This is a genomic window from Micromonospora sp. LOL_023, from assembly GCF_048060115.1.
Taxonomy (GTDB): Bacteria; Actinomycetota; Actinomycetes; order Mycobacteriales; family Micromonosporaceae; genus Micromonospora_E.
Genome location: NZ_JBHMIM010000001.1, coordinates 171,504 through 193,652 on the forward strand (window position 1 = coordinate 171,504; position 22,149 = coordinate 193,652).

25 protein-coding genes are annotated in these 22,149 nt (G+C 70.4%); 5 read left to right on the forward strand and 20 right to left on the reverse strand.

Translation table 11 applies throughout. The annotated features are described in order from the left end of the window. Positions 1-12: 12 nt before the first annotated feature. The 8 genes from ACFHVL_RS00810 to ACFHVL_RS00845 all read right to left on the reverse strand — a co-directional run bounded on the left by ACFHVL_RS00810 (position 13) and on the right by ACFHVL_RS00845 (position 8,357). Positions 13-1,140, reverse strand: a complete 1,128-nt coding sequence (locus ACFHVL_RS00810) for a DivIVA domain-containing protein (RefSeq protein ID WP_416624626.1) — start codon at positions 1,138-1,140, stop codon at positions 13-15. Positions 1,141-1,177: 37 nt separating this feature from the next. Further along, positions 1,178-2,305, reverse strand: coding sequence for a 23S rRNA (adenine(2503)-C(2))-methyltransferase RlmN (rlmN, locus tag ACFHVL_RS00815; RefSeq protein ID WP_416624628.1), 1,128 nt, complete (start codon positions 2,303-2,305; stop codon positions 1,178-1,180). Between the two features lie 91 nt (positions 2,306-2,396). Beyond that, entirely contained in the window at positions 2,397-3,683 is a 1,287-nt protein-coding gene (locus tag ACFHVL_RS00820) for a phosphatidate cytidylyltransferase (protein ID WP_416624630.1), read from the reverse strand. Positions 3,684-3,796: 113 nt separating this feature from the next. Continuing rightward, positions 3,797-4,354: a ribosome recycling factor gene (gene frr / locus ACFHVL_RS00825; protein WP_416624631.1), complete on the reverse strand. Its 558-nt coding sequence runs from the start codon at positions 4,352-4,354 to the stop codon at positions 3,797-3,799. A 76-nt stretch (positions 4,355-4,430) separates the two neighbouring features. Beyond that, on the reverse strand, positions 4,431-5,186 hold the full coding sequence (gene pyrH / locus ACFHVL_RS00830) for a UMP kinase (protein ID WP_416624712.1): 756 nt from the start codon (positions 5,184-5,186) through the stop codon (positions 4,431-4,433). Positions 5,187-5,428: 242 nt separating this feature from the next. Then, complete coding sequence (gene tsf / locus ACFHVL_RS00835; protein WP_416624632.1) at positions 5,429-6,259, reverse strand: translation elongation factor Ts; 831 nt, start codon at positions 6,257-6,259, stop codon at positions 5,429-5,431. Between the two features lie 39 nt (positions 6,260-6,298). Continuing rightward, a complete protein-coding gene (rpsB, locus tag ACFHVL_RS00840) occupies positions 6,299-7,156 on the reverse strand; it encodes a 30S ribosomal protein S2 (protein WP_416624634.1) in 858 nt (285 codons plus the stop codon). A gap of 298 nt (positions 7,157-7,454) precedes the next feature. Next, positions 7,455-8,357: a hypothetical protein gene (locus ACFHVL_RS00845; RefSeq protein ID WP_416624635.1), complete on the reverse strand. Its 903-nt coding sequence runs from the start codon at positions 8,355-8,357 to the stop codon at positions 7,455-7,457. A 182-nt stretch (positions 8,358-8,539) separates the two neighbouring features. Here ACFHVL_RS00845 and ACFHVL_RS00850 point away from each other — a divergent pair, with 182 nt between their 5' ends. The 5 genes from ACFHVL_RS00850 to ACFHVL_RS00870 all read left to right on the forward strand — a co-directional run bounded on the left by ACFHVL_RS00850 (position 8,540) and on the right by ACFHVL_RS00870 (position 14,165). Then, complete coding sequence (locus tag ACFHVL_RS00850; RefSeq protein WP_416624637.1) at positions 8,540-8,902, forward strand: YraN family protein; 363 nt, start codon at positions 8,540-8,542, stop codon at positions 8,900-8,902. Positions 8,903-9,185: 283 nt separating this feature from the next. Then, complete coding sequence (locus tag ACFHVL_RS00855; RefSeq protein ID WP_416624639.1) at positions 9,186-10,703, forward strand: YifB family Mg chelatase-like AAA ATPase; 1,518 nt, start codon at positions 9,186-9,188, stop codon at positions 10,701-10,703. After that, a complete protein-coding gene (gene dprA, locus ACFHVL_RS00860) occupies positions 10,703-11,959 on the forward strand; it encodes a DNA-processing protein DprA (RefSeq protein ID WP_416624641.1) in 1,257 nt (418 codons plus the stop codon). The genes ACFHVL_RS00855 and dprA overlap by 1 nt, the downstream gene beginning before the upstream one ends. Then, positions 11,956-12,906: a tyrosine-type recombinase/integrase gene (locus tag ACFHVL_RS00865; RefSeq protein ID WP_416624642.1), complete on the forward strand. Its 951-nt coding sequence runs from the start codon at positions 11,956-11,958 to the stop codon at positions 12,904-12,906. The genes dprA and ACFHVL_RS00865 overlap by 4 nt, the downstream gene beginning before the upstream one ends. 38 nt (positions 12,907-12,944) lie before the next feature. Next, positions 12,945-14,165 (forward strand): aminotransferase class V-fold PLP-dependent enzyme, encoded by a 1,221-nt coding sequence (locus ACFHVL_RS00870; RefSeq protein ID WP_416624643.1) that lies wholly within the window; start codon positions 12,945-12,947, stop codon positions 14,163-14,165. Here ACFHVL_RS00870 and ACFHVL_RS00875 read toward each other — a convergent pair. From ACFHVL_RS00875 to ACFHVL_RS00930, 12 genes are all read right to left on the reverse strand, one after another. Further along, on the reverse strand, positions 14,139-14,708 hold the full coding sequence (locus ACFHVL_RS00875) for a M23 family metallopeptidase (RefSeq protein ID WP_416624645.1): 570 nt from the start codon (positions 14,706-14,708) through the stop codon (positions 14,139-14,141). The two genes, ACFHVL_RS00870 and ACFHVL_RS00875, sit on opposite strands and share 27 nt — an antisense overlap. A gap of 175 nt (positions 14,709-14,883) precedes the next feature. After that, complete coding sequence (locus ACFHVL_RS00880) at positions 14,884-15,207, reverse strand: DUF2469 domain-containing protein (RefSeq protein ID WP_123604412.1); 324 nt, start codon at positions 15,205-15,207, stop codon at positions 14,884-14,886. Beyond that, positions 15,204-16,061 (reverse strand): ribonuclease HII, encoded by an 858-nt coding sequence (locus ACFHVL_RS00885; RefSeq protein ID WP_416624647.1) that lies wholly within the window; start codon positions 16,059-16,061, stop codon positions 15,204-15,206. The genes ACFHVL_RS00880 and ACFHVL_RS00885 overlap by 4 nt, the downstream gene beginning before the upstream one ends. Further along, positions 16,055-16,564: an NUDIX hydrolase gene (locus tag ACFHVL_RS00890; RefSeq protein WP_416624649.1), complete on the reverse strand. Its 510-nt coding sequence runs from the start codon at positions 16,562-16,564 to the stop codon at positions 16,055-16,057. Before ACFHVL_RS00890 ends, ACFHVL_RS00885 begins: the two co-directional genes overlap by 7 nt. Positions 16,565-16,607: 43 nt before the next feature. Next, positions 16,608-17,240 (reverse strand): signal peptidase I, encoded by a 633-nt coding sequence (gene lepB, locus ACFHVL_RS00895; RefSeq protein ID WP_416624651.1) that lies wholly within the window; start codon positions 17,238-17,240, stop codon positions 16,608-16,610. Beyond that, on the reverse strand, positions 17,237-18,085 hold the full coding sequence (gene lepB / locus ACFHVL_RS00900) for a signal peptidase I (RefSeq protein ID WP_416624714.1): 849 nt from the start codon (positions 18,083-18,085) through the stop codon (positions 17,237-17,239). The genes lepB (ACFHVL_RS00895) and lepB (ACFHVL_RS00900) overlap by 4 nt, the downstream gene beginning before the upstream one ends. A 314-nt stretch (positions 18,086-18,399) precedes the next feature. After that, a complete protein-coding gene (gene rplS / locus ACFHVL_RS00905) occupies positions 18,400-18,756 on the reverse strand; it encodes a 50S ribosomal protein L19 (protein WP_326554923.1) in 357 nt (118 codons plus the stop codon). A 142-nt stretch (positions 18,757-18,898) separates the two neighbouring features. Next, on the reverse strand, positions 18,899-19,672 hold the full coding sequence (gene trmD / locus ACFHVL_RS00910; RefSeq protein ID WP_416624716.1) for a tRNA (guanosine(37)-N1)-methyltransferase TrmD: 774 nt from the start codon (positions 19,670-19,672) through the stop codon (positions 18,899-18,901). Positions 19,673-19,836: 164 nt separating this feature from the next. After that, positions 19,837-20,403, reverse strand: a complete 567-nt coding sequence (gene rimM, locus ACFHVL_RS00915) for a ribosome maturation factor RimM (protein WP_416624717.1) — start codon at positions 20,401-20,403, stop codon at positions 19,837-19,839. 2 nt (positions 20,404-20,405) lie between these two features. Next, positions 20,406-20,666: an RNA-binding protein gene (locus tag ACFHVL_RS00920; RefSeq protein ID WP_326554924.1), complete on the reverse strand. Its 261-nt coding sequence runs from the start codon at positions 20,664-20,666 to the stop codon at positions 20,406-20,408. Continuing rightward, entirely contained in the window at positions 20,641-21,153 is a 513-nt protein-coding gene (gene rpsP / locus ACFHVL_RS00925) for a 30S ribosomal protein S16 (RefSeq protein WP_416624653.1), read from the reverse strand. Before rpsP ends, ACFHVL_RS00920 begins: the two co-directional genes overlap by 26 nt. Before the next feature lie 227 nt (positions 21,154-21,380). Beyond that, a complete protein-coding gene (locus tag ACFHVL_RS00930; RefSeq protein ID WP_416624654.1) occupies positions 21,381-22,031 on the reverse strand; it encodes a DUF402 domain-containing protein in 651 nt (216 codons plus the stop codon). Positions 22,032-22,149: the final 118 nt, after the last annotated feature.

Below are 22,149 nucleotides of genomic sequence, written 5' to 3' on the forward strand. Positions count from 1 at the left end.
CCGCCACTGCGGTCAGCGACCCCGATGCAGGATGTCCTGCACTTCCTTGAGCGCCGCGTCGACCTCCGCCTCGAAGTAACCCCCAGTGACCAGGCCGAACTGCATCGTGTCGAGGTCGGCCGTGTTCACCGGCATCGGACCCCGGCCGGACATCGCCGTCAGGATGTCCTCGAACAACCGATCCACCTGCGCCGGGTCGTAGCCGCTACCGAACCGGCGGACCTGGAAGGTACGTCGGATCTGGTCGACCCGATGCAGATCGCCACCGCCGCCGCCCGGCCCCGGCGGTCCACCTGGCATCGCGCCGTGCCCGCCCATCCCCGGACCAGGTCCGGGATGACCACCCATCCCCGGGTAGCCGCCGGCACCGGGATGGCGCTGTCCGCCCATGCCGCCGGGCCCGCCCGGCCCGGGCATTCCAGCCGGGTTCGGCATGCCACCCGGCCCGGGCATTCCAGCCGGGTTCGGCATGCCACCCGGCCCGGGGTGACCGCCGGGTGGCGGACCGGGCTGGCCGGACCGACGATCGGGTAGATAGATTTCTGCCGTCATATCTGCCTTACCGTGCCGGCCCTGCTCGAACCCGTCAAACCGGCCTTCTGGACCAGGGCCGAAACCGCGGTGCGGCGCGGCCGGAACCGGCACGGACGCTTGACCGCCGGGCGCGCTCTGCGGATAGCCTCCGGTGCCGCGCGGGTCCTCGTACCGGGCATACCCGCCGGTCGGCTGCTCCGCGTAGTTGCCGTACGGGTCGGGCGCCGGCCCCGCCTGCGCCGGCAGCGCCCGTGGCGGCATCACCGCGGTGGGCGGCGGCCGATCGTCGCGCATCGGCGGGCTCATCCTGTCCGGCGGGGGCGCGGCGGTTCTGGCATCGGCGCCGCGACCGGCGGCCGGCCCGCGCTCCTCCAACTCGGTCAGTTGGCGTTCCACCCGGTCCAGATGCAGGTCGACCTGCCATTCGTCGTATCCGTTGAAGCGGACCCTGAATACGACATCATGCACTTCCTGTGCCGAAACCGGTGATCCGACGGGCTCGCCAGCGAGCGTGGCCTCGACACGGTCGAGGAAGGCGTCCACCTCGTCGACCTTGTAGCCCCGACGAAGCGCCTTGCGCCGGAAGCGCTGTCCCTGACTCGCCACTATGTCTCCTGACTCACTTGCTGATCACACCGGTAGCTCATGACGCCATCTCGGCGGCGGCGAGCTGCCCGCACGCGCCGTCGATCTCCCGACCGCGAGTGTCGCGGACGGTGACCGCGACACCGGCCGCGCGCAGCCGACTGACGAACTCCCGCTCGACCGGCTTGGGACTGGCGTCCCAGCGGCTGCCCGGAGTCGGATTGAGCGGAATGAGATTCACATGGGCCATCCGACCGGCCAGCAATCGACCCAGCAGATCGGCTCGCCATGGTTGGTCATTCACATCCCGGATCATCGCGTATTCGATGGAGACCCGCCGACCCGTGCGGTCCGCGTATTGCCACGCGGCGTCCAGGACTTCAGCGACCTTCCACCGTTGGTTGACTGGCACGAGTTCGTCGCGCAGATCATCATCGGGTGCGTGCAACGACAGCGCAAGAGTCACGGAAAGGTCTTCTCCGGCGAGTCGGCGCATCGCGGGTACCAGGCCGACGGTCGAGACCGTCAGGTGGCGCTGCGACAGCCCGAGCCCTTCCGGCGCCGGCGCGCAGAGCCGCCGGATGGCGGCGATCACCCGGCCGTAGTTGGCCAGTGGCTCACCCATCCCCATGAACACGACATGCGACAGCCGCGGTGGTGACCCGGTGACGCCGCCGGACGCGGCCACCGCGGCCAGGTAGACGACCTGGTCGACGATCTCCGCGGTGGAGAGGTTGCGGGTCAGCCCGGCCTGACCGGTGGCGCAGAACGGGCAGGCCATCCCACAGCCGGCCTGGCTGGAGACGCAGACGGTGACCCGATCCGGATAGCCCATCAACACGCTCTCGACCAGGGCACCGTCATGCAGCCGCCACAGCGCCTTTCGGGTGGCTCCTTCGTCACAGGCGCTCTCGCGTACCGCGGTGAGCAACGGCGGCAGCAGGCGTTCGGCGATCCCGGCCCGGGCCGACGCCGGAAGGTCCGTCATCGCCGCCGGGTCCCGGACCAGCCGGTTGAAGTAGTGGGTGGAGACCTGCTTGGCCCGATAGTCCGGCTGGCCAAGCCCGGCCAGCAACTCCTGTCGCTGGGAGAGATCCAGATCAGCCAGGTGTCGGGGTGGCAGGGCCGGGCGACCACCGGTTGTCGGGGTCGCCGGGCTGGTTGGGGTCAGAGGCAGACTTCTCATGGCAGATCCAGTCTCCCACGATCCCACCGAAACAGGCTCGCCCCGGGGCCGGGATCGGAACATCCCGATCACTGAACGAGGAATCAGCGCCTCAGCCCGTCGACCCGATCAAGGTCAACACCAGGTAGGAGACGGGCAGGGCGAACAGGATCGAGTCCAGCCGGTCCATCAGCCCACCGTGTCCGGGGAGCAGATTGCTCATGTCCTTGACCCGAAGATCCCTCTTGATCATGGACTCGCCGAGGTCGCCGAGGACAGCGGCGACCGACACCGCGACGCCGAACACGGCACCCCACAGGGGCATCACGTCGAGCAGGAAATAGAGCAGCAGCGCGCTGCCCGCGCCAGCGGCGGTCACCGAACCGGCGAAGCCCTCCCAGGACTTCTTCGGACTCACCGTCGGGGCCATCGGATGGCGACCGAGGAACACCCCTGCGGCGTACCCACCGGTGTCGGACAGGATCACCGCGGCGAGCGTCACCAGGATCTGCAGGTCGCCGTCCGGACGGTTGGCCAGCAACGCGGCGAACCCGCCGAGGAACGGCACGTACACCGCGATCAACGTCGCCGTCGCCGCGTCCCGTTGGTAGCCGGCAGGCCCGTCACCCAGCCGCCAGATCAACATGGCGAGGATCGTCAGCAGCAGTCCCAACGCCAGAGCGTCCGGACCCACCCGCCACGCGAGCACCGCCATCAGAACGCCACCGGCAAGCAGCGGCGGCAGCGGCGGCCGGGCTCCGCTACCGCGTACCGCCCGGGTCATCTCCCAGGTGCCGAGGCCAACCGCCACGACGAGGACGGCAAGGAACGCCGGTCGCCAGACGAACAGTGAGGCGAGGATCACCACGACCAGACCGACGCCGACGCCGATCGCGGCGGGAAGGTCACGCCCGGCCCGGCCCGGTGCCGGCGATCCGACGCCGGACTGCCCCGTCGACTCCGGCGGGTCCTGCCCCGCCGGGTCCTGGTCGGCCGGGCGGTCGCGCTCCGGACCCGGATCCGCCGAGGCGGTGGGTCCGGGCCGGCCGGCACGACGACGACGTGCGCCGGCCCGCCGACGCGCCGACGAATCCGACTCCACCCGGGGCAGCGACTCGGTCGGGGTGTCCGGTGCGGCCGGGGTGTCCGGTGCGGCCGGGGTGTCCGGTGCGGCCGGACCGGACTCCTCGCGGTCGGCCGGCGCGGGGCCGGCCAGCGGCCAGCCACCGACGCTGTTGCCGTTGCCGTTGCCGGGATACGGGAACTCGCCGGTACCGGTGTAGGGCCCGCTGGGAGCCGAACCACCGCCGTACCCGGACAGGTCAGGTCCGGGTACGGCGTACGCGGTACCGCCATGCGTCGAGCCGGCCATGTTGCCGTACTGGTCGGGTCGGTCCACCGCCGGATGGCCGTTGCGGTGCTCCGTGGCTACGGGCTCAGGCGCGGCATCGCGGTGCCACGCCCTGGTTCGAGCGTCCGGATGATCGCCGTCAGCGGTCTCGGGGTAGGACATCAGACCTCGAGCAGCTCGGTTTCCTTGTGTTTGACCAGGTCGTCGACGCTGGAGACGTACCGGTGGGTCACGTCGTCCAACTCCTTCTCTGCCCGCCGCCCATCGTCCTCGCCCGCCTCGCCGTCCTTCACGACGCGGTCGAGCTCTTCCTTGCCCTTGCGCCGGACGTTACGGATGGCCACCTTCGCGTCCTCGCCCTTGCCGCGCGCCACCTTGATCATTTCCCGGCGACGATCCTCGGTCATCTGGGGCAGTAGGATCCGCAGCTGGCTGCCTTCGTTGTTGGGGTTCACCCCGAGGTCCGAGTCACGGATCGCCCGCTCCATCGCGGCGAGCTGCGACATGTCGTACGGCTTGATGATGGCCATGCGCGGCTCGGGCACCGCAATGGACGCCATCTGGGTAATCGGCGTCGGGGTGCCGTAGTAGTCGAGCATGATCCGGGAGAACATCGCCGGATTGGCCCGCCCGGTCCGGATCGCGCCCAGCTCCTCTTTGGCATGCTCGACCGCGCGTTCCATCTTTTCCTCTGCTTCGAGCAGAGTCTCCTCGATCACCTGTTCCGTCGCCTCCTTCTGAGGATCCCTGTCTTGCTGACACCCTGATCGCCGTCGGCGCCCACGGAGGGTCCGGTCAGGTGGTGATCAAGGTGCCGATCCGCTCACCGGCGACCGCACGTACGATCGTGTCGTCGCCCTGCGCGCCAAACACCAGCATCGGCAGATCGTTGTCCATGCAGAGGCTGAAGGCGGCAGCGTCGGCGACCCGCAGCCCGCGCCGCAGCGCCTCGGCGAAGGTGACCGTGTCCAGCTTGCTGGCGGTGGGGTCGGTACGCGGGTCGGCGGTGTACACCCCGTCCACCCCGTTCTTGCTCATGAGCACGACATCGGCATGGATCTCCAGCGCCCGCTGGGCCGAGACGGTGTCAGTCGAGAAGTACGGCATCCCGGCACCGGCACCGAAGATCACCACGCGGCCCTTCTCCAGGTGTCGGATGGCCCGCAACGGAATGTACGGCTCAGCGACCTGGGCCATGGTGATGGCGCTCTGCACCCGGGTCTCCACGCCTTCCTTCTCCAGGAAGTCCTGCAACGCCAGGCAGTTCATCACGGTGCCGAGCATGCCCATGTAGTCGGCGCGGGCCCGGTCCATTCCACGCTTCTGCAGCTCGGCACCGCGGAAGAAGTTGCCCCCGCCGACCACGACCGAGACCTGGACACCGAGTCGGGTGACGGTCGCGATCTGCCGCGCGATGTCCTGGACCACGTCCGGATCGACGCCGATCGCCCCGCCACCGAAGACCTCACCGGAGAGCTTCAACACCACACGACGGGACCGACCAGGGGCGGGTGCGGTGGGGTCGTCCGCCGCCAGCGGATGTCCACTCATTAGCTGCGTCATCCGACCCGCCCTTCCCTAGCTGCCCTCAGCGCCGTCGTGTCTGGATCCGGCGTAGGGCGTCCCACCCGCACACTGGCATCCGCACCGGTGCCCACCCTACGGAACGAGGAGGCCGTGGTGCCTGTCACGTACACCAACGGCCTCCTGTCGATCGAGTTGTCCGTCGTTCGGACCGGCGCCGCGCGGCGCCGGTCCGAACGACCGCCGGTACGCGCCGACGACGCCGTGGCTCAGGCCTGGCCGACCTCGAACCGGACGAAGCCGGTGGCCTCGATGCCGGCCTCGGCGAGTACCTGCTTGACAATCTTCTTGTTGTCCGCCACCGATGCCTGCTCCAGCAACACGAAGTCCTTGAAGAAGGCGTTGACCCGACCCTCGATGATCTTCGGCATGGCCGCTTCCGGCTTGCCTTCCTCGCGGGCGGTCTGCTCGGCGATCCGGCGCTCCGACTCGACGGTCTCCGCCGGCACCTCGTCACGGGTGAGGAAGCGCGGGCGCATCGCGGCGATCTGCATCGCTACGCCCCGGGCGTCGGCGTCGCCGGCCTCGTCGTTCTTGCCGGCGTACGCCACCAGGACACCCACCTGCGGCGGCAGGTCCTGTGCCTTGCGATGCAGGTAGACGGCGATGGTGCCGTCGAGGCGGGCGAACCGGTTGAGTACCAGCTTCTCGCCGATCTTGGCCGACTGCTCCTGTACCGCGTCGGCGACCGGACGGCCATCGCGCAGCGTGGAGCCGAGCAGGGTCGCCGCGTCGGTGGCCTTGATCTCATCGCCGTGCTCGACCAGCAGCTGGGCGAAGTCGATGAAGTCGGTGTTCTTCGCGACGAAGTCGGTCTCGCAGTTGAACTCCAGCAGCGAGGACCCGGCGTGCGCGACGAGGCCGTTCGCCGCCGTACGCCCAGCCCGCTTGCCGACGTCCTTGGCTCCCTTGATCCGCAGGATCTCGACGGCCTTGTCGACGTCGCCCTCGGCCTCCTGCAGCGCCTTCTTGCAGTCCATCATGCCGGCGCCGGTGAGGTCGCGGAGCTTCTTGACGTCCGCGGCGGTGAAGTTGGACATGACTCTCTCTTCAGTCTCGTCAGACGGCTTGGGTGGTCGTCATTCCGCGGCGGGGGCTGCGGCGGCGGCAGGGGCGGGGGCTGCGGCTGCGGTCGGCTCGGCCTCCTTGTTCGCCGGGCCCTCGAGCAGCTCGCGCTCCCACTCGGGCAGCGGCTCGTCGGTCGCGACGGCACCCGGCTCAGGCTTGGCCTCGGCACCGCGCGCCTTACCGGACCGCGCGATCAGCCCGTCGGCGACAGCCGTCGCCACGACGCGGGTGAGCAGTTCGGCCGACCGGATGGCGTCGTCATTGCCCGGGATCGGGAAGTCGACCTCGTCCGGGTCGCAGTTGGTGTCGAGCACCGCGATCACCGGGATACCCAGCTTGCGGGCCTCGTCGACGGCGATGTGCTCCTTCTTGGTGTCGACGACCCAGATGGCCGCCGGCACCTTCTGCATGTCCCGCAGACCACCGAGAGTCCGGCTGAGCTTGTCCTTCTCGCGGGACAGCTGCAGGGTCTCCTTCTTGGTGTAACCCTGAGCGGTACCGGTCAGGTCCAGCGCCTCCAGCTCCTTCATCCGCTGCAGCCGCTTGTACACGGTCTGGAAGTTGGTCAGCATGCCGCCGAGCCAGCGGTGGTTGACGTACGGCTGGCCCACCCGGGTCGCCTGCTCCGCGATGGCTTCCTGCGCCTGCTTCTTGGTGCCGACGAACAGGATGTGGCCGCCGTTGGCGACGGTGTCCCGGATGAAGACGTACGCCGTCTCGATGTAGTCGAGGGTCTGACGCAGGTCGATGATGTAGATGCCGTTACGCTCAGTGAAGATGAACCGCTTCATCTTCGGGTTCCAGCGCCGGGTCTGGTGCCCGAAGTGAACACCACTTTCCAGCAGCTGACGCATGGTGACGACGGCCATGAGGCTTGTCTCCCTAGGTGTCCCTGGTTGTCACGCCGGCCGGGATGGCCGGGCGTCCTAGCGCCCGGTCGGCGGTCATGGTGGGCCCGAATGGATCGGGACCAGGGGACCGTCGCCCCCACGGCAACTGCCGGAGAGAAGGGCGCGCGAGGTCGGCCGCGCAGAGCGGTCGCCAGTTGCCAAGTGTACGCCCTGAACCCGGCCGAGACCCCGGCAGCCCGAGCAACGACCATCATCAGCCAGGTAGCGCAGGCCGGGCCGGGTATGGCCGACCCGCGCCAGGCAGCCCGGCCCGAGCTCAGCCGGCGGCGAGGCCAGCGGCGACGAACAGCACCAACCCGACCAGCAGGTACGCCGTCGGCGGTCGCAGCCAGGCCTCGACCGGGTCACCGACCTTCGTCGCCCCGGTGGACAGGCCGAGCATGCCAAGGGCCAACAGGGGCAGACCGATCATCAACGCCGTACCGCCGACGACCGCACCGACCTGAACCGGGTCAGCCAGCGCGCCGTCGAGCAGCAACCGCAACGCCGGCACCTCGAAGATCATCACCAGTGCGGCGTAGAGAATCGTCAGCGCCGGCCGGCTGCTGCGGTACACGCCGTCACCGATCGGACCGACCGAGGGAGATCTGCGGCCGTACTCCCCGGCCGGTGGCCCATCGCCCGCCGGTCGCGGGGCCGCCGGCGTCACCGGCGGCATCGGCCCGGTCGGCACGTCGATCGAACTCCGCCGGTCGGCCGACCTGCCCGGATCGGCGGTACGCGCCGATTCCGCGCTCACACCCCACTCCGGGGGCCGCTCCACGGACGGCATCCGCTGCTCCAGGTCGGCCGATGGCGGTCCGCTCACCGACTCCGAGCCGTGCGACGGTGGAGCCGACACCGAGCCCGGCGGCGCGAACGGGGGCCGCGACGACGAACCCGGCGGCGCGAACGGGGGCCGCGACGACGAACCCGGTGCGGCGAACGGCGGAGTCGACGTCGGCTCGACGGCGGCTCGACGGCCGGACTCGGCGTACCGGCTGCTCAGGCCCAGCGGGTCGTCACCGAAACGGTCGGTCGCCGGTTCGGCGGCACCGTCGTGCGGATCGGTACGCGGGTAGCGCTCAGCCGAACTTGACTGCCACGGCTTGTCGACATAGGTGCGCTCGGAGTACCACCGCGGATCGGGGTCGTCCGAGTGGTTTCGGTTCGGGTCCACGGTCAGGCACCGTATGCCACCCGTACCACCGCCGCCACCGACCCCGGTCCGTACCCAGACGGTCTGGCATGCATCGAGGGCATATTTCCTATTTCTCGGGCGACCCGTCGCGGGACCGTCCGGTTGTCCACAGGGTGCCCCAGGGGTCGACGGGAACCGCCGCCAAGATGGGACGGTTCGGCATGGGCAACAGCAGACAGGCCGTCGGGGCGTATGGCGAGCGTTGCGCCGTACGGCATCTGACCGACGCCGGGCTCGTCGTGATCAGCCGCAACTGGCGCTGCGCGGCCGGGGAGATCGACATCATCGCCCGGCAGGGCGACACCATCGTGTTCTGCGAGGTGAAGACCAGACGCAGCCATCGATACGGTTCGCCGGAAGAGGCGGTGACCCCGGCCAAGGCACGTCGGATTCGTCGACTCGCCGCAGGTTGGCTCGCCGAGCACCCCGACCAGCGTCGTCGTGAGGTGCGCTTCGACCTCGTCTCGGTGCTGGCCGACGGCGCCGGCGCGGCGCGGGTGCGGCATCTGCCGGCGGCGTTCTGATCCGGCAGGTCGGGCTGGCCGAGGTGACCGCGGTCGGCACCGCCGGTCACTCACCCGCGGTCCCGCAACGGCCGGTAGCACACATCGTCGACGGATCGGGCGTCGTCCACAGCCACACCGCTCGTCCACAGCCTCACGCCGGCTGCCCCCCACACCCGGGTCGAAGTGGCGATCGTCGAGGTATGACCAGTCACAGGCAACGCCACGATCAGCGGCCCCGCCCACGCCCAGCCGGTGTCCGCCCACCCGCCACCGTTGATGCCTGCCGACCGGGTGCCACACGATGAGCTACGCGAAAGTGCTGTGCGTAGGTCTGGTCGGGGTCACCGGACACCTGGTGGAGGTCGAGGCCGACCTCGCCGCCGGGCTGCCGGCGGTGATCGTCTCCGGGCTGCCGGACGCCACCCTGCACGAGGCCCGCGACCGGGTCCGGGCGGCCATCGTGAACTCCGGGCAGCAGTGGCCCAACCGACGAATCACCCTGAACCTGCTGCCGGCGACGCTGCCCAAGGTCGGCTCCGGATTCGATCTGGCCATCGCCACCGCATTGCTCGGCGGCACCGGCGAGTTGCCGCTGGCCCCGGTCGACGGCGTCGCCCTGCTGGGTGAGCTCGGCCTGGACGGCACCGTACGGCCGGTCCGGGGGATGCTTCCGATGGTGGCAGCCGCCGCCCGGGCCGGGGTGACCCGGGTCGTCGTACCCACGGCCAACGCCGCTGAGGCCGCCGTCGTGCCAGGGGTACGGGTCCGGGCCGTCGACACGCTACACCGGCTGATCTCGTTCATCCGGGGAGAAGCACCGCTGATCGACCCGCCGGCCGAGGCACCGACCGCCCCGCCCTGCGGACCCGACCTCGCTGACGTGGCCGGCCAGGCATTCGGCAAACGCGCACTCGAGATCGCCGCCGCCGGAGGCCACCACGTGGCCCTGCTCGGGCCGCCCGGAGCCGGCAAGACCATGCTGGCCGAGCGATTGCCCGGCCTGCTGCCGCCGCTGGACGACGCGGCGGCGCTGGAGGTCTCGGCGTTGCATTCCATCGCCGGGGTCCTGCGACCGGGTAGCCCGCTGCTACGCCGGCCTCCGTTCCAGGCGCCGCACCATTCGGCGACGGTGGCATCGCTGGTCGGCGGCGGCACCGGCCTGGCCCGACCCGGCGCGGTGTCGCTGGCCCACCACGGTGTGCTCTTCCTCGATGAGGCCGCCGAGTTCAACGCCCGCGTCCTGGATTCACTTCGGCAGCCGCTGGAGAAGGGCCGGGTGCTCATCACCCGGGCGCTCGGCGTCACCGAGTACCCGGCCCGATGCCAGTTGGTGCTGGCCGCCAATCCCTGTCCATGCGCGAGACCCGCCGGTGATCAGTTCTGCGACTGTCCGTCGGCGGTCCGGCGTCGCTACCGCAGCCGGTTGTCCGGTCCGCTGCTGGACCGCATCGATCTGCATGTGAGTCTTCCCCCGTTGCGGGCCGCCGAGCTGATGGCCGGCAGCGCGCCGGCCGAAACGTCCGCGGCGGTCGCGGCCCGGGTGACCGCCGCCCGTAGCGCCGCCGGACAGCGGTGGGCCACGAGCGGGTGGCGGACCAACGCAGTCGTGCCCGGGCCGGCGCTGCGGCGACCACCGTGGCGGCTGCCGACGGCGCACACCGCGGCGCTGCGGCATCGGTTGGACATCGGGGCGATCTCCGCCCGTGGCTTCGACCGGATCATTCGGCTGGCCTGGTCGATCGCCGACCTCGACGGGCGCGACCGGCCCGACGGCGACGACATCGAAGAGGCGATCCAACTGCGTACGGGGGATCTCTGATGACGCACACCGCTGCTGGACCTACCCGGCTCCAACTCGCCCGGGTGGCCCTGAGCTGGCTCGCCGAGCCCGGCAACGAGAGCGTCCACCGGCTCGTGGCAGCGGTCGGCCCGGTGGCGGCGCTGGCGCAGGTGTGCGACGGGCCCTGGGGGGACGATTCGACCCGCAACGCGGTGGTGGCGCGGTTGGCCACCGCGGATCCGTTGGAGGTGGCGGCCGGCGCCGTGGACCGGGCCACCCGGGCCGGTGCCCGCCTGGTCACGCCCGAGGACCCGCACTGGCCGCACCAGGTCGAGGACCTGACCCGGCTGACCCGCCGCGGCCACCACCCGGACGGGGTGCCGGCGAGTCACCGCGACAGCGCACCGCCGCTCCTGTTGTGGGTACGTGGGCCGTGGCCGCTCGGCGAGACGCTGGCCAGCTCGGTCGCCGTCGTCGGCACCCGGGCGCCGACCGAGTACGGACGGCACGTCGGCGGGGAGTTCGGCCACGGTCTCGCCGAACGGGGCTGGACGATCGTCTCCGGAGGCGCGTACGGCATCGACACCTGCGCCCACCGTGGCGCGCTGGTGGCCGGCGGGCGGACCGTGGCGGTGCTGGCAGGCGGGGTCGACCGTCCCTATCCGACCGGCAACGCCGCATTGTTCGACCAGATCGCCGAGACCGGACTACTCATCAGCGAGTGGCTGCCCGGTGCCGAGCCACTGCGCCACCGGTTTCTGACCCGCAACCGGCTGATCGCCGCCGCGACGGCGGGCACGGTGGTCGTGGAAGCCGGTGCCCGTAGCGGAGCGGCCCAGACCGTCCGGCGCGCGCTGGCGCTCGGCCGGGCGACGATGGTGGTGCCCGGCCCGATCACCTCGGCGACGTCGGTCGGCTGTCACGAGATCCTGCGCGACCATCCGCAGGCCCGTCTCGTCGCCGGCGTCGCCCACGTGCAGGAGGAGATCGGCCGAATCGGTGTCGACCTGGCACCGCCACCGCGCGGCCCGCAGCGGCCGCGCGACGGGCTCGATCCACCGGCCATGCGCATTCTGGAGGCGGTGCCAGGCCGGGGCGGGATCGGGCTGGACGAGCTCGCCGGCCGGGCTGGCGTCGACATCCGTACCGCGATGCGCACAGTTTCCATGCTGCAGACGCAAGGGTTGCTGGTCGGCGCGGACGGGCGGTTCCGGTTGCCGCCGCGCACCGCTGTCGACGCCGATCGGCGTGGCGGCTTGACCGCGCCGGGCGGCGAGCCGATGGTCGAACCGTGAGCAGGGGGGGCAGCCGGAGCACCGCTGATCGGCATGCTGGGCTGCCACCGGAGATGCGGGAGGCCGCGGACGCCTTCGCCACTGAAGTCGCGCTGGTCGACAATCGCTCCGCCAACACGGTCCGGGCCTACCTCGGGGATGTCGTCTCGCTGCTCGACCACGCCTGTCGAATGGGAGTACGGACACCGGCGGGGCTGGACATCACGGTGCTGCGCAGCTGGCTCGCCCGGCAGCGGACGCTCGGCGCGGCGCGGACCACGCTCGCTCGGCGGGCCGCCGCCGCCCGTGCCTTCAGCGCCTGGGCGCATCGTGGTGGCCTGATCGACGCCGATCCGGGTGCCGCCCTGGCCAGCCCGAAACCGCACCGGGAGTTGCCGGTCGTGTTGCGGGCCGATCAGGCCGCCCAGTTGGTGGCTTGGCCGGGGACCGACGATCCCGGGGAGCGGTTGCGGCTGCGCGACCGGTTGGTCCTGGAGCTGCTGTACGCCACCGGCGTCCGGGTCGGCGAGCTCTGCGGCCTCGACGTCGGCGACGTCGACCACGGCCGCCAGGTGGTACGGGTGCTCGGCAAGGGTGCCCGGGAGCGCACCGTGCCGTACGGCGAGCCGGCGGCGGCGGCGTTGAACGCCTGGCTGCGGCGTGGTCGACCAGCGGTGGCGCTCCCCCACTCGGCGGACGCGCTGCTGCTCGGGGCCAAGGGTGGCCGGTTGCAGGCCGCTGTGGTTCGTCGCATCGTGGTTGCGGCGGCCCGCGACGCCGACGTCCCCCGGATCACCCCGCACGGGCTGCGTCACAGCGCCGCGACACATCTGCTGGAGGGCGGCGCGGACCTCCGCGCGGTGCAGGAGTTGCTCGGGCACGCTTCGCTGTCCAGCACCCAGCTCTACACGCACGTCTCGATGCAGCGGCTGCGGGCGGCGTACCAGCAGGCCCACCCACGGGCGTGACGGCTCCGGCGACCGCGGCGGCCGCCTAGGATCCACGGATGAACGCCGGTCTGGTCCCACCCGATCCCCTACCTGGCGCGCGGATGTTGTTCTCCCTGGATCCCGCGATGTCCCACCTCAACCATGGCGCGTTCGGCGCGGTACCGCTCACCGTGCAACGCACCCAGCAGCGGCTCCGCGACGAGATGGAGACCAACCCGCACCGGTTCTTCACCCAGGGCCTGCTGGAACGGCTCGCCCACACCCGTCGTCACCTGGCGGGGTTCGTCGGGGCCGATCCGGAGGGCGTGGCCCTGGTCGACAACGTCACCGTCGGCACCGCGATCGTGTTGCGGACCCTCCGGCTGGCGGCCGGAGACGAGGTGCTGCTGACCGATCACGGGTACGGGGCCGTAGCCCTCGCCGTCCAGCACGAGTGCGCCCGGGCCGGGGCGGTGCCGCGGGTGGTCGACGTGCCGCTGGCGGCGTCGTCGTCGACGGTGGTCGAGACGATCCGGTCGGCGTTGCGGCCCGGGCGGACCCGCCTGTTGATCGTCGACCAGATCGCCTCGTCGACCGCGCAACTGTTTCCGGTCGCGCAGATCGCGGCGGCCGGGCGGGCGGCCGGCGTGCCGGTACTGGTCGACGCGGCTCATGTGCCGGGAATGCTGTCGGTCGACGTGGACCGGATCGGTGCCGACTTCTGGGTGGGCAATCTGCACAAGTGGGCCTTCGCGCCGCGTGGCACCGCGCTGCTGGCGGTCGCAGCGCAGTGGCGGGACCGGCTTGAGCCACTCGGCGTCTCCTGGGAGCAGGCGTCGGGCTTTCCGCAGCGGCTGGAGTGGCAGGGCACCCGTGACTACACCGCCTGGTTGGCCGCGCCAGCCGGGCTGTACGCGCTGCGCGCTCTCGGGCTGGATCGGGTGCGGGCGCACAACGCGGCGCTGGTCGGCTACGGGCAGCGGGTCATCGCCGAAGCCTTGGGGGTGCCGGCTGACCGACTGCCGGTCCCGGACCCCGGCCTGCCCGAGTCGGCCGACCTAGCGATGCGCCTCATCCCATTGCCCGACGGATCGGCCGGCGACATGGGGCAGGCGACACGACTGCGCCAGCGGATCGCCGACGAGTTGGCCGCGGAGGTTTCGGTGAGCTGGTGGTCCGGTGGGTCCTGGCTGCGGATCTGCGCCCAGGTCTACAACCGGACGACGGAGTACGACCGCCTCGCCGACCTCCTGCCTGCGACGTTGCCCAAATCAGCCGGACGCGCCGGTGGGCAGTAGCCGGCTGCGTCCGTGACCGAGCAGCAGCATCGGATCCAGGTAGGTGCCATCCAGTTGCCGTAGACCCCAGTGCAGGCAGGTGGCGGCGGGACAGCCCGGGTGACCGGCGGTGAGGAGACCGATCGGGTCGCCCGACCGGACGGTGGCGCCGACCGGCGGAGCGCCGTCGACCGGCTCGTAGGTGGTGCGCAGCCCACCAGGGTGGCTGACGCTCACCACCCCACGGCCGGCTATCCGTCCGGAGTGATGGACCGTGCCGGTTCCGGCCGCCACGACCACTGTCGTGGCGGGACCGGCGACCAGGTCGACACCACGGTGGCCGGTCGACCAGGGCACCGGTGGCGGGTCGAAGCGCCGGCCGATCCGCAGTGGGCCGGGCAGCGGCGCGACGAACTGGCGCTCAGCGGCCGACCAACCGGCGACGGCGGTCGTACCGGTGGCCGGCGGTTGGTCGGCCGGGGGAACGCCAGGGACTGGTGCCGCCGAGGCGGGCAGGCCGGCGGTGAGAACGACGGCCAGGATCGCCGGCAGGAGTGTGCGCATCCAGGCAGGGTCGCAGCGAGAGTTGCCAGTCGTCACGTGCCCGGCGGCGGGCTGTGGACGGACGGCCGGGCTGTGGAGAGTGCGTCACCTGCGCCGGCGATCTGGTATAGGCACGTGGACAGGCGGCCGGTGCACCGCTGCCGGCGGTTCGACTCCGTCGCCGGCGCGGCGGGGGTCAGCCGCTGAATCCAGAATCTGCCGGTAGTGATATCTCCGGCTTGTCCAACTCTTCGACATTGACGTCTTTGAACGTCATCACTCGGACATTCTTCACGAAACGGGCAGGACGGTACATGTCCCACACCCAGGCGTCGTGCATCTCCACCTCGAAGTACACCTCGCCGTCAGAATTGCGTACGTGCAGGTCGACCTGATTCGCCAGATAGAAGCGACGCTCGGTCTCGACGACGTACGAAAACTGGCGGACGATGTCGCGGTACTCCCGGTAGAGCTGCAGCTCCATCTCTGTCTCGTACTTTTCGAGATCCTCGGCGCTCATCGCCGTCCGCCTTCCATGACCACATCTTCCCCCAGTAGCGCCTGTTGGCGAAGCTGCTCGTCCAACGCCACGCCGACGGTACCGCGTGCCGGGACCGGACGCCCCATCGGCTCACGGATGCCAATGTCGTCGAAGCCGACCGATTCGCCACCCGGTCCGCCGGTGCCAGGGTCGGCCGGCCGACGGGCGCGCGGTGGCAGTCGCGAGGCGCCAGAGACCGCCGCCACGTTGGCATACGAGAACCGGTGGTCGACACAGGGACCCAGCCGGTCCAATGCGGCCTGATGCTCCGCCGTGGCATAGCCCTTGTGCTCGGCGAACCCGTACCCGGGAAACCTGCCGTCCAGTTCGACCATCAACCGGTCCCGGGTCACCTTGGCCAACACGCTGGCGGCGGCCACGCACGCGGCCACCCGGTCACCCTTCCATACCGCCAGGCCGGGCACGCCCAGCCCGTCGACCCCGAAGCCATCGGTGAGCACGTAGTCCGGTGACACCTCCAGCCCGGCCAACGCCCGCCGCATCGCGGCGAGGTTGCACACGTGCAGGCCCCGCCGGTCGATCTCCTCCGGGCCGACCACCACCACCCGGTACGCCACAGCTTGGGCGTGCACCGCGACGAAGACCCGTTCCCGGGCCGACGGGGTGAGCAGCTTCGAGTCGGCCAATCCGGCGATCTCCCCACGGCGGCCGGGCGCCAGTACGACAGCGGCCGCCACCAGCGGCCCGGCGCAGGCGCCCCGGCCGGCCTCGTCCGCCCCGGCCACTCGGGCGAACCCGCGCCGCTGCAGAGCCTGCTCGAGCGCGTACAGGCCGGCGTCACGGCGGATCACGGTCCGCGGCGGGGTCAGCACGGCTCCGCCCGCCCCGACACGCGCCGCAACAGGACCGGCAGGTCCGGCGGATAGATTCGCTGCGGTGTCACGGCAAGCTCCCCCCGCGTCCACCAACGGTGGGCGTCGATGGTACGGCGTTCGATCTCGTCGAACCCGCTGGTGTCGACCTGCCAGTCGACCACTCGTAGCAGGAAGAACTGCTGTTCCTGCCGGTACCGGTGGCCGGCGAACGGGAACTCCACGATCTCCTGCCACACCGACTGGCCCAGTTCCGCCGCCGACACTCGAAGCCCGGTCTCCTCAGCGAGTTCCCGGGCCGCGCCGGCGGCGAACTCCTCGCCCGGTCGGAGTCCTCCGCCCGGGGTGAACCAGTACCGGTGATCGGGGCGCCCTGGGTCGTGGCCGTGCAGCAGTAGCACCCGATCGGCCGAGTCGATCAACAGAACCCGGGCGGCCCGCCGAGCACGCGCCGGCCGGTTGGCCGACTCTGCCAGATCGACCGTCTCCTGCGGGTGCGTCACTCGACCAGACTAGGGCCTGTGTCGAGGTCGCGTCCGGCCCCGGTCACGACGCTGGGACGCTGTCGAACGGTTCCGGGACGGTGAGCCAGGTCGCCCGGTCGATCGGCCAGAAGACGGTGAAGGCCCGACCTACCACCCAGTCCTCGGAGATCGTCGCGATGTCGATCTCACCGGTCCGGTCCCAGTGCTCCAGCGAGTCACCCGAGGCCGAGCGGTGATCGCCCATCACCCACAGCCGCCCTGACGGCACCGTGATGTCGAACGGGCCGACCGCCGCCGGATCCTGGATGCCACCCTCGGAGAAGATGTACGGCTCGTCGAGCGGCTGCCCATTGATGATCAGGCGTTCCTCCGGGTCACAGCACTGGACCCGGTCTCCCCCGACCCCGATGACCCGCTTGATGAAGTCCTCGCCGTTGGGGTTGCTGCTCCACTCGGCCGGTGCCTTGAACACGATGATCTCGCCACGATCAGGTGACCGGAAGTGGTACACGACCTTGTTGACCAGCACCCGGTCGTCGATGTCCAGGGTGTGCTCCATCGACGGCGACGGGATGTAGAAGGTCTGCAGGACGAAAGCCCGCACCAGGACGGCGACCAGGACCGCCACACCCAACAGGATCGGTAGTTCGCGCCAGAAGGAGTTGGGCTTCTTGTCGGTCTGCTCGTCGATCACAAGCGGAGCCTACGACGTTCGGCTGGCAACGACCGCACGGAGCGCGAAGCGAACAGCAACGGAATCAACACCGGAAGCACCACCACGAGGTCACCGGAGGTGTCCGGCACAGTGTCCGGACGATCGACCGCAGCCGGTGTCGCGCTGGATGGCGGCAGGCCGTCGAAGGTGCCCGGCACGGGCAGACCGTCCCATCTGTCCTGCGGCCAGACGATCACGAATGCCCGGCCGATCACGTTCTCGATCGGCACCGATCCCTGGCACCGGGCGTCCTGCGACACCAGCCGATGGTCCCCCATCACGAACAGGCGTCCTGGCTCGACGACGATCTCGCCGAAGCGACGGGACCGGCATTCGTTCGGGTTCGGTGGGACGTCCAGCGGGGAATCCACGTACAAGTAGGAGGACTCGTCCAGCGCCTGGCCGTTCACAGTCAGCCGGCCCTGTTCGTCGCAGCAGGCGATCCGGTCGCCCGGCACGCCGATGACCCGCTTGATGAAGTCCTTCTCGCCGGGTCGGCCGAATCCGACCAGCTCGCCGACCGTCCGGCTGAGTTTGGCGGCGAACCCCAGGTTGGGATCTTCGATGTTCTCCGGAGCCCAGTCGTCGGTCCCCCGGAAGACGATCACCTCGCCCCGGATCGGATCCCGCACGTCGTAGACGACCTTGTTGACCAGCACCCGGTCGCCGACCAGCAGCGTCTCCTCCATCGACCCGGAGGGAATGAAGAAGGCCTGCAGCAGAAACGACCGGATCAGCACGGCCAGGCAGAACGCCACGACGAGCAGCAGCGGGAGTTCCTGCCACAGCGGCATCTGCCGGCGTCTGCGCTGCACCATCTGCATGCTGGAGCGGCTGGCCCGGCGCGGCCGGGGCCGCGCCGCTGGTCGACTCTCCCGGCGGCTGCGCTGCGCTCCGCCGACGGGCTCGGCGCGCCGCTGAAAGGGGTCCTGATCTTCCTTCGGATACACGCTACGCATCTCCCCGGTCCCGAGACACGGCGCTACCGCCCACGGCGCCTCTTGTCAGGCGCCACAGGCGGTAGCAGAGTCGGCTCCCGCCGCCGCAGGTGTAGCGCTCCTCATCGGTCACTACCGCAAGGGTAGTTCGCGCAGGCCCGCAGCGGCAGTCCTCGAATCGGGATCCGGGACGAACAGGCTCAACTGACCTGCTTTTCCCGCTTCTCCTTGATCTTGGCGGCCTTGCCGCGGAGGTCCCGCAGGTAGTAGAGCTTGGCGCGTCGCACATCACCACGGGTCACCATCTCGATCCGGTCGATGGCCGGGCTGTTGACCGGGTAGGTCCGCTCGACCCCGACGCCGAAACTGACCTTGCGGACGGTGAAAGTCTCCCGCAGGCCGGCACCCTGCCGGCGGATCACCACGCCCTGGAAGATCTGAACCCGGGAACGGTTGCCTTCGATAACTCGGGCGTGCACCTTGAGCGTGTCGCCGGCGCGGAAGTCCGGGAGGTCGGTCCGCTGCGACTGGGCGTCTAGAGCGTCCAGCGTGTTCATCGCTGCATCCTTGGGCTACTCAAGGCGCACCGAGTCCCGGTGCGCGGATGGATGATTCTGATCCCCGGCGGGTAGGCGTCAACGCCGACCCACCGGTTGGATCCTCGCAGTCGGGCACGCGCGCCCGACTGCGGCAACCTCACTACTCTGCCATATCAGCGGCCGAGACTTGAAATCCGGCCGCCTGCAGCACCGCAATGTCTTTTTTGTCGAATTTTTCGGGAGCCAACTTCGCGATCAGATCCGGTCGGCGGGTCACCGTACGCCGCAGCCCCTGATCACGACGCCAACGGGCAATCCGCCCATGGTCACCCGAGCGCAGGACCTCCGGCACCTCGTGCCCGCGCCACTGCGGCGGCTTGGTGTACACCGGCGCCTCCAACAGTCCGTCCGCGTACGACTCCTCGTCCAGCGAGCCGGCATTGCCGAGAACCCCGGGGATCAACCGGGTCACCGCCTCCAGGATGACCAGGACGGCGACCTCACCTCCAAAGAGCACGAAGTCACCGAGCGACACCTCGGTCACCGGCATCCGGCTCGTCGCGTGCTCGATCACCCGCTGATCGATCCCCTCGTACCGACCGCAGGCGAAGATCAGCCTGGGCTCGACCGCGAGGCGCTGCGCCATCGCCTGGTCGAAGCGCTCACCGACCGGGGTCGGCACCACCAGCCGGGCCGGCGGCCGCCCCGGCGCGGTCAACTCGTCGAGCGCGGCACCCCACGGCTCCGGGCGCATCACCATCCCGGCACCACCGCCGTACGGGGTGTCGTCCACCGTACGGTGGACGTCCTGCGTCCAGGACCGTAGGTCGTGCACCGCGAGGTCCAGCAGACCCGCCCGACGGGCCCGCCCGACCAGCGACAGCTCCAGTGGCGTCAGGTAGTCCGGAAAGATCGTGACGACGTCGACGTGCAGTCCGACGGAGTCGGTGCAGCCACCAGGCCGGCCAGGAGCGTCACCAGGCCGGCCAGGAGCGTCACCAGGCCGGCCAGGAGCGTCACCAGGCCGGCCAGGAGCGTCACCAGGCCGGCCGACAGGATCATCGGGCCGGCCAACCGATTCCGGCCCCGCCGGGGTGCTCACAGGTCGAACAAGCCGGCTGGTGCGTCGACCACCACCCGGCCACCCGGCAGATCGACCTCAGGGACGATCGCGCGGACGAACGGCACCAGCACACTCTGACCGCCCGGCCGACGCAGCACCAGCAAGTCCGAGGCGGGAGCGTGCTCGACCCGGGTCACCTCGCCGAGAACCTCACCGGCTGGCGAGACCGCAGTCAGCCCGACCAGCTGCTGATCCCGGTACTCGTCGGGGTCCTCGGGATCGGCGACCTCGCTGCTCTCCACACAGAGCAGCACATCACGGAAGGCCTCAGCGACGTTACGGTCGGTAATGCCAGCAAAGTGAATCAACGGGCGGCCCTGATGCCACCGCAGTGACTCGACCGTCAGCCGCTGCGGGATTCGCACCTGGACCGCCCCGGGCGGCGGTCGGTCCGGCACCTCGCGGCCGGCCGGCGCCGCCGCCGGATCGGTGATCAACACCGATCCGGCGGCGAACCGAAGCTCCGGCTCGTCGGTCCGGACCTCGACAGTGACCTCGCCGTGGATACCGTGTGGTCGGCCGATCCGGCCGACAATCAACAGCATCAGTACGAGTCGACGATGTCGACTCGTACGCCGCGGCCGCCGATCGAGCCGATGACCTGGCGCAACGCCTTGGCGGTACGCCCGCCCCGACCAATGACCGTACCCAGGTCCTCCGGGTTCACCCGGACCTCCAGGCGCTTGCCACGGCGCGAATCGACCAACCGGACACGAACGTCGTCGGGGTGGGTGACGATCCCCTTGACCAAGTGCTCCAGCGCGGGCCGGAGTACCATGTCAGGCCTGCTCGGTGGAGCCTGCACCGGCTGACTCCTCGGTCGCGGCCGGCGACTCGGCGGCGGGGGCCTCGGCTGCCGGCTCGGCCTTCGCCTCAGCCTTGGGCTCAGCCTTCGCCTCAGCCTTGGGCTCAGCCTTCTTCTTGGCCGGCTTGGCCGGGGTGTCGGCGATACCGGCCGAGGCCTTCGCCTCCGCCTCGTACACGGCCGTGCGGTCGGCCCGCTCCGGTGCCATCAGCAGCGGCGGCGGCGCGGGCAGGCCCTTGAACTTCTGCCAGTCGCCGGTCTTTTCCAGCAGACGCTGGACGGCCTCACTCGGCTGGGCGCCGACCGAGAGCCAGTACTGGACGCGGTCCGAGGTCACCTCGATGACCGACGGGTGCTCCTTCGGGTGGTAGATCCCGACGAACTCGATCGCCCGGCCGTCACGCTTGGTACGCGAGTCGGCGACGACGATGCGGTACTGCGGGTTGCGGATCTTGCCCATCCGCAGAAGCCGGATCTTTACGGCCACGGTTTGTTCGCTCCTGTTGCGATCTTCACCAGCCCCCTGGGGCGGTGCGCGGGTGAACGCCGACCGGCACAGTGGGGTTGGGCCAGAGGCAGCTCGGGTGGACTGGTTGACGTGCCCGGGTAGAGGGCGCCGGACACGCACCGGATACCAACATGTCATTGTGCCAGACGGACGGCGTACCGCCACACCCGGTCGCCCCGGCGGGTCACCGGCCCACCTGCCGGCGGTCAGTCGACTGCCGGCGGCCGGTCCCAGCCGGTCGGCAATTCGGCCGGAAGCGCCCAGGCAGGGTCTGGCCGGAAGTCGCACCAGGTACCGTCGAACGGAAACTCTCCCGCTTCAGCGATCTTGATCACCCGCCGGCCCTCGGCCCGGACCGCCGCCTCGTCGCGCACCCAGTAGTGATCAGGAAACGCGAGCCGCTCGACGAACTCCTCCTCGTCCTTCCACATCCAGCTTCGGTCCGGACGAACCACGACGTCCAGGTCCTGGTCGACCACGTCGACTCCGGCGAGGTGATCGTCGACCCAGCGAACCCCGGGCTCCTCGAGGTTGACGTACCAGTTGAGGAACCGCCCGCTGTCGTCGCGGAACCACCAGACCGAGTGGGCCGCGCCAGCGGGCAGGAACTTCAGCACCGGCGGGCCGAGCCAGAAGCCGTGCTTGCTCCGGTACGACCGGGTGATCCACTCGGTGAACGGCATGGCCCGCATGCCGCGGCCGTCATCGGCGACCTCGTTGACCACCGGGCTTCCCCGGTCGACCCAGACCAGCAGGCCACGCTCGTCGTCGGCGACCACGCGGGCGGGACGGACCCAACCGAGCCGGCCGCGCCGCACGTTCCGGTGCATGATCAACTGCCCAGGCTGGAACCGCATGTCTCATCCCCTCGCTCACAAGCCCAACGACGATGGCGGCCACGAGCGGCGCACGGCGACTCCGTCTGGGACCGGAAGGCCGGCCCGTGGTGATCCGGAGCCGCGCCACCGGCCTGGT

Excerpts from the sequence above, each read along its gene's own strand:
- ACFHVL_RS00850 (WP_416624637.1), top strand. The coding sequence starts at position 8,540 with ATGGGCAACAGCAGACAGGCCGTCGGGGCGTATGGCGAGCGTTGCGCC.
- rplS (WP_326554923.1), bottom strand. The coding sequence starts at position 18,756 with ATGAACACGCTGGACGCTCTAGACGCCCAGTCGCAGCGGACCGACCTC.
- pyrH (WP_416624712.1), bottom strand. The coding sequence starts at position 5,186 with ATGAGTGGACATCCGCTGGCGGCGGACGACCCCACCGCACCCGCCCCT.
- rlmN (WP_416624628.1), bottom strand. The coding sequence starts at position 2,305 with ATGAGAAGTCTGCCTCTGACCCCAACCAGCCCGGCGACCCCGACAACC.
- ACFHVL_RS00930 (WP_416624654.1), bottom strand. The coding sequence starts at position 22,031 with ATGCGGTTCCAGCCTGGGCAGTTGATCATGCACCGGAACGTGCGGCGC.
- dprA (WP_416624641.1), top strand. The coding sequence starts at position 10,703 with ATGACGCACACCGCTGCTGGACCTACCCGGCTCCAACTCGCCCGGGTG.
- ACFHVL_RS00875 (WP_416624645.1), bottom strand. The coding sequence starts at position 14,708 with ATGCGCACACTCCTGCCGGCGATCCTGGCCGTCGTTCTCACCGCCGGC.
- ACFHVL_RS00855 (WP_416624639.1), top strand. The coding sequence starts at position 9,186 with ATGAGCTACGCGAAAGTGCTGTGCGTAGGTCTGGTCGGGGTCACCGGA.
- ACFHVL_RS00880 (WP_123604412.1), bottom strand. The coding sequence starts at position 15,207 with ATGAGCGCCGAGGATCTCGAAAAGTACGAGACAGAGATGGAGCTGCAG.
- tsf (WP_416624632.1), bottom strand. The coding sequence starts at position 6,259 with ATGTCCAACTTCACCGCCGCGGACGTCAAGAAGCTCCGCGACCTCACC.
- lepB (WP_416624714.1), bottom strand. The coding sequence starts at position 18,085 with ATGCAGATGGTGCAGCGCAGACGCCGGCAGATGCCGCTGTGGCAGGAA.
- ACFHVL_RS00870 (WP_416624643.1), top strand. The coding sequence starts at position 12,945 with ATGAACGCCGGTCTGGTCCCACCCGATCCCCTACCTGGCGCGCGGATG.
- rpsB (WP_416624634.1), bottom strand. The coding sequence starts at position 7,156 with ATGGCCGTCGTCACCATGCGTCAGCTGCTGGAAAGTGGTGTTCACTTC.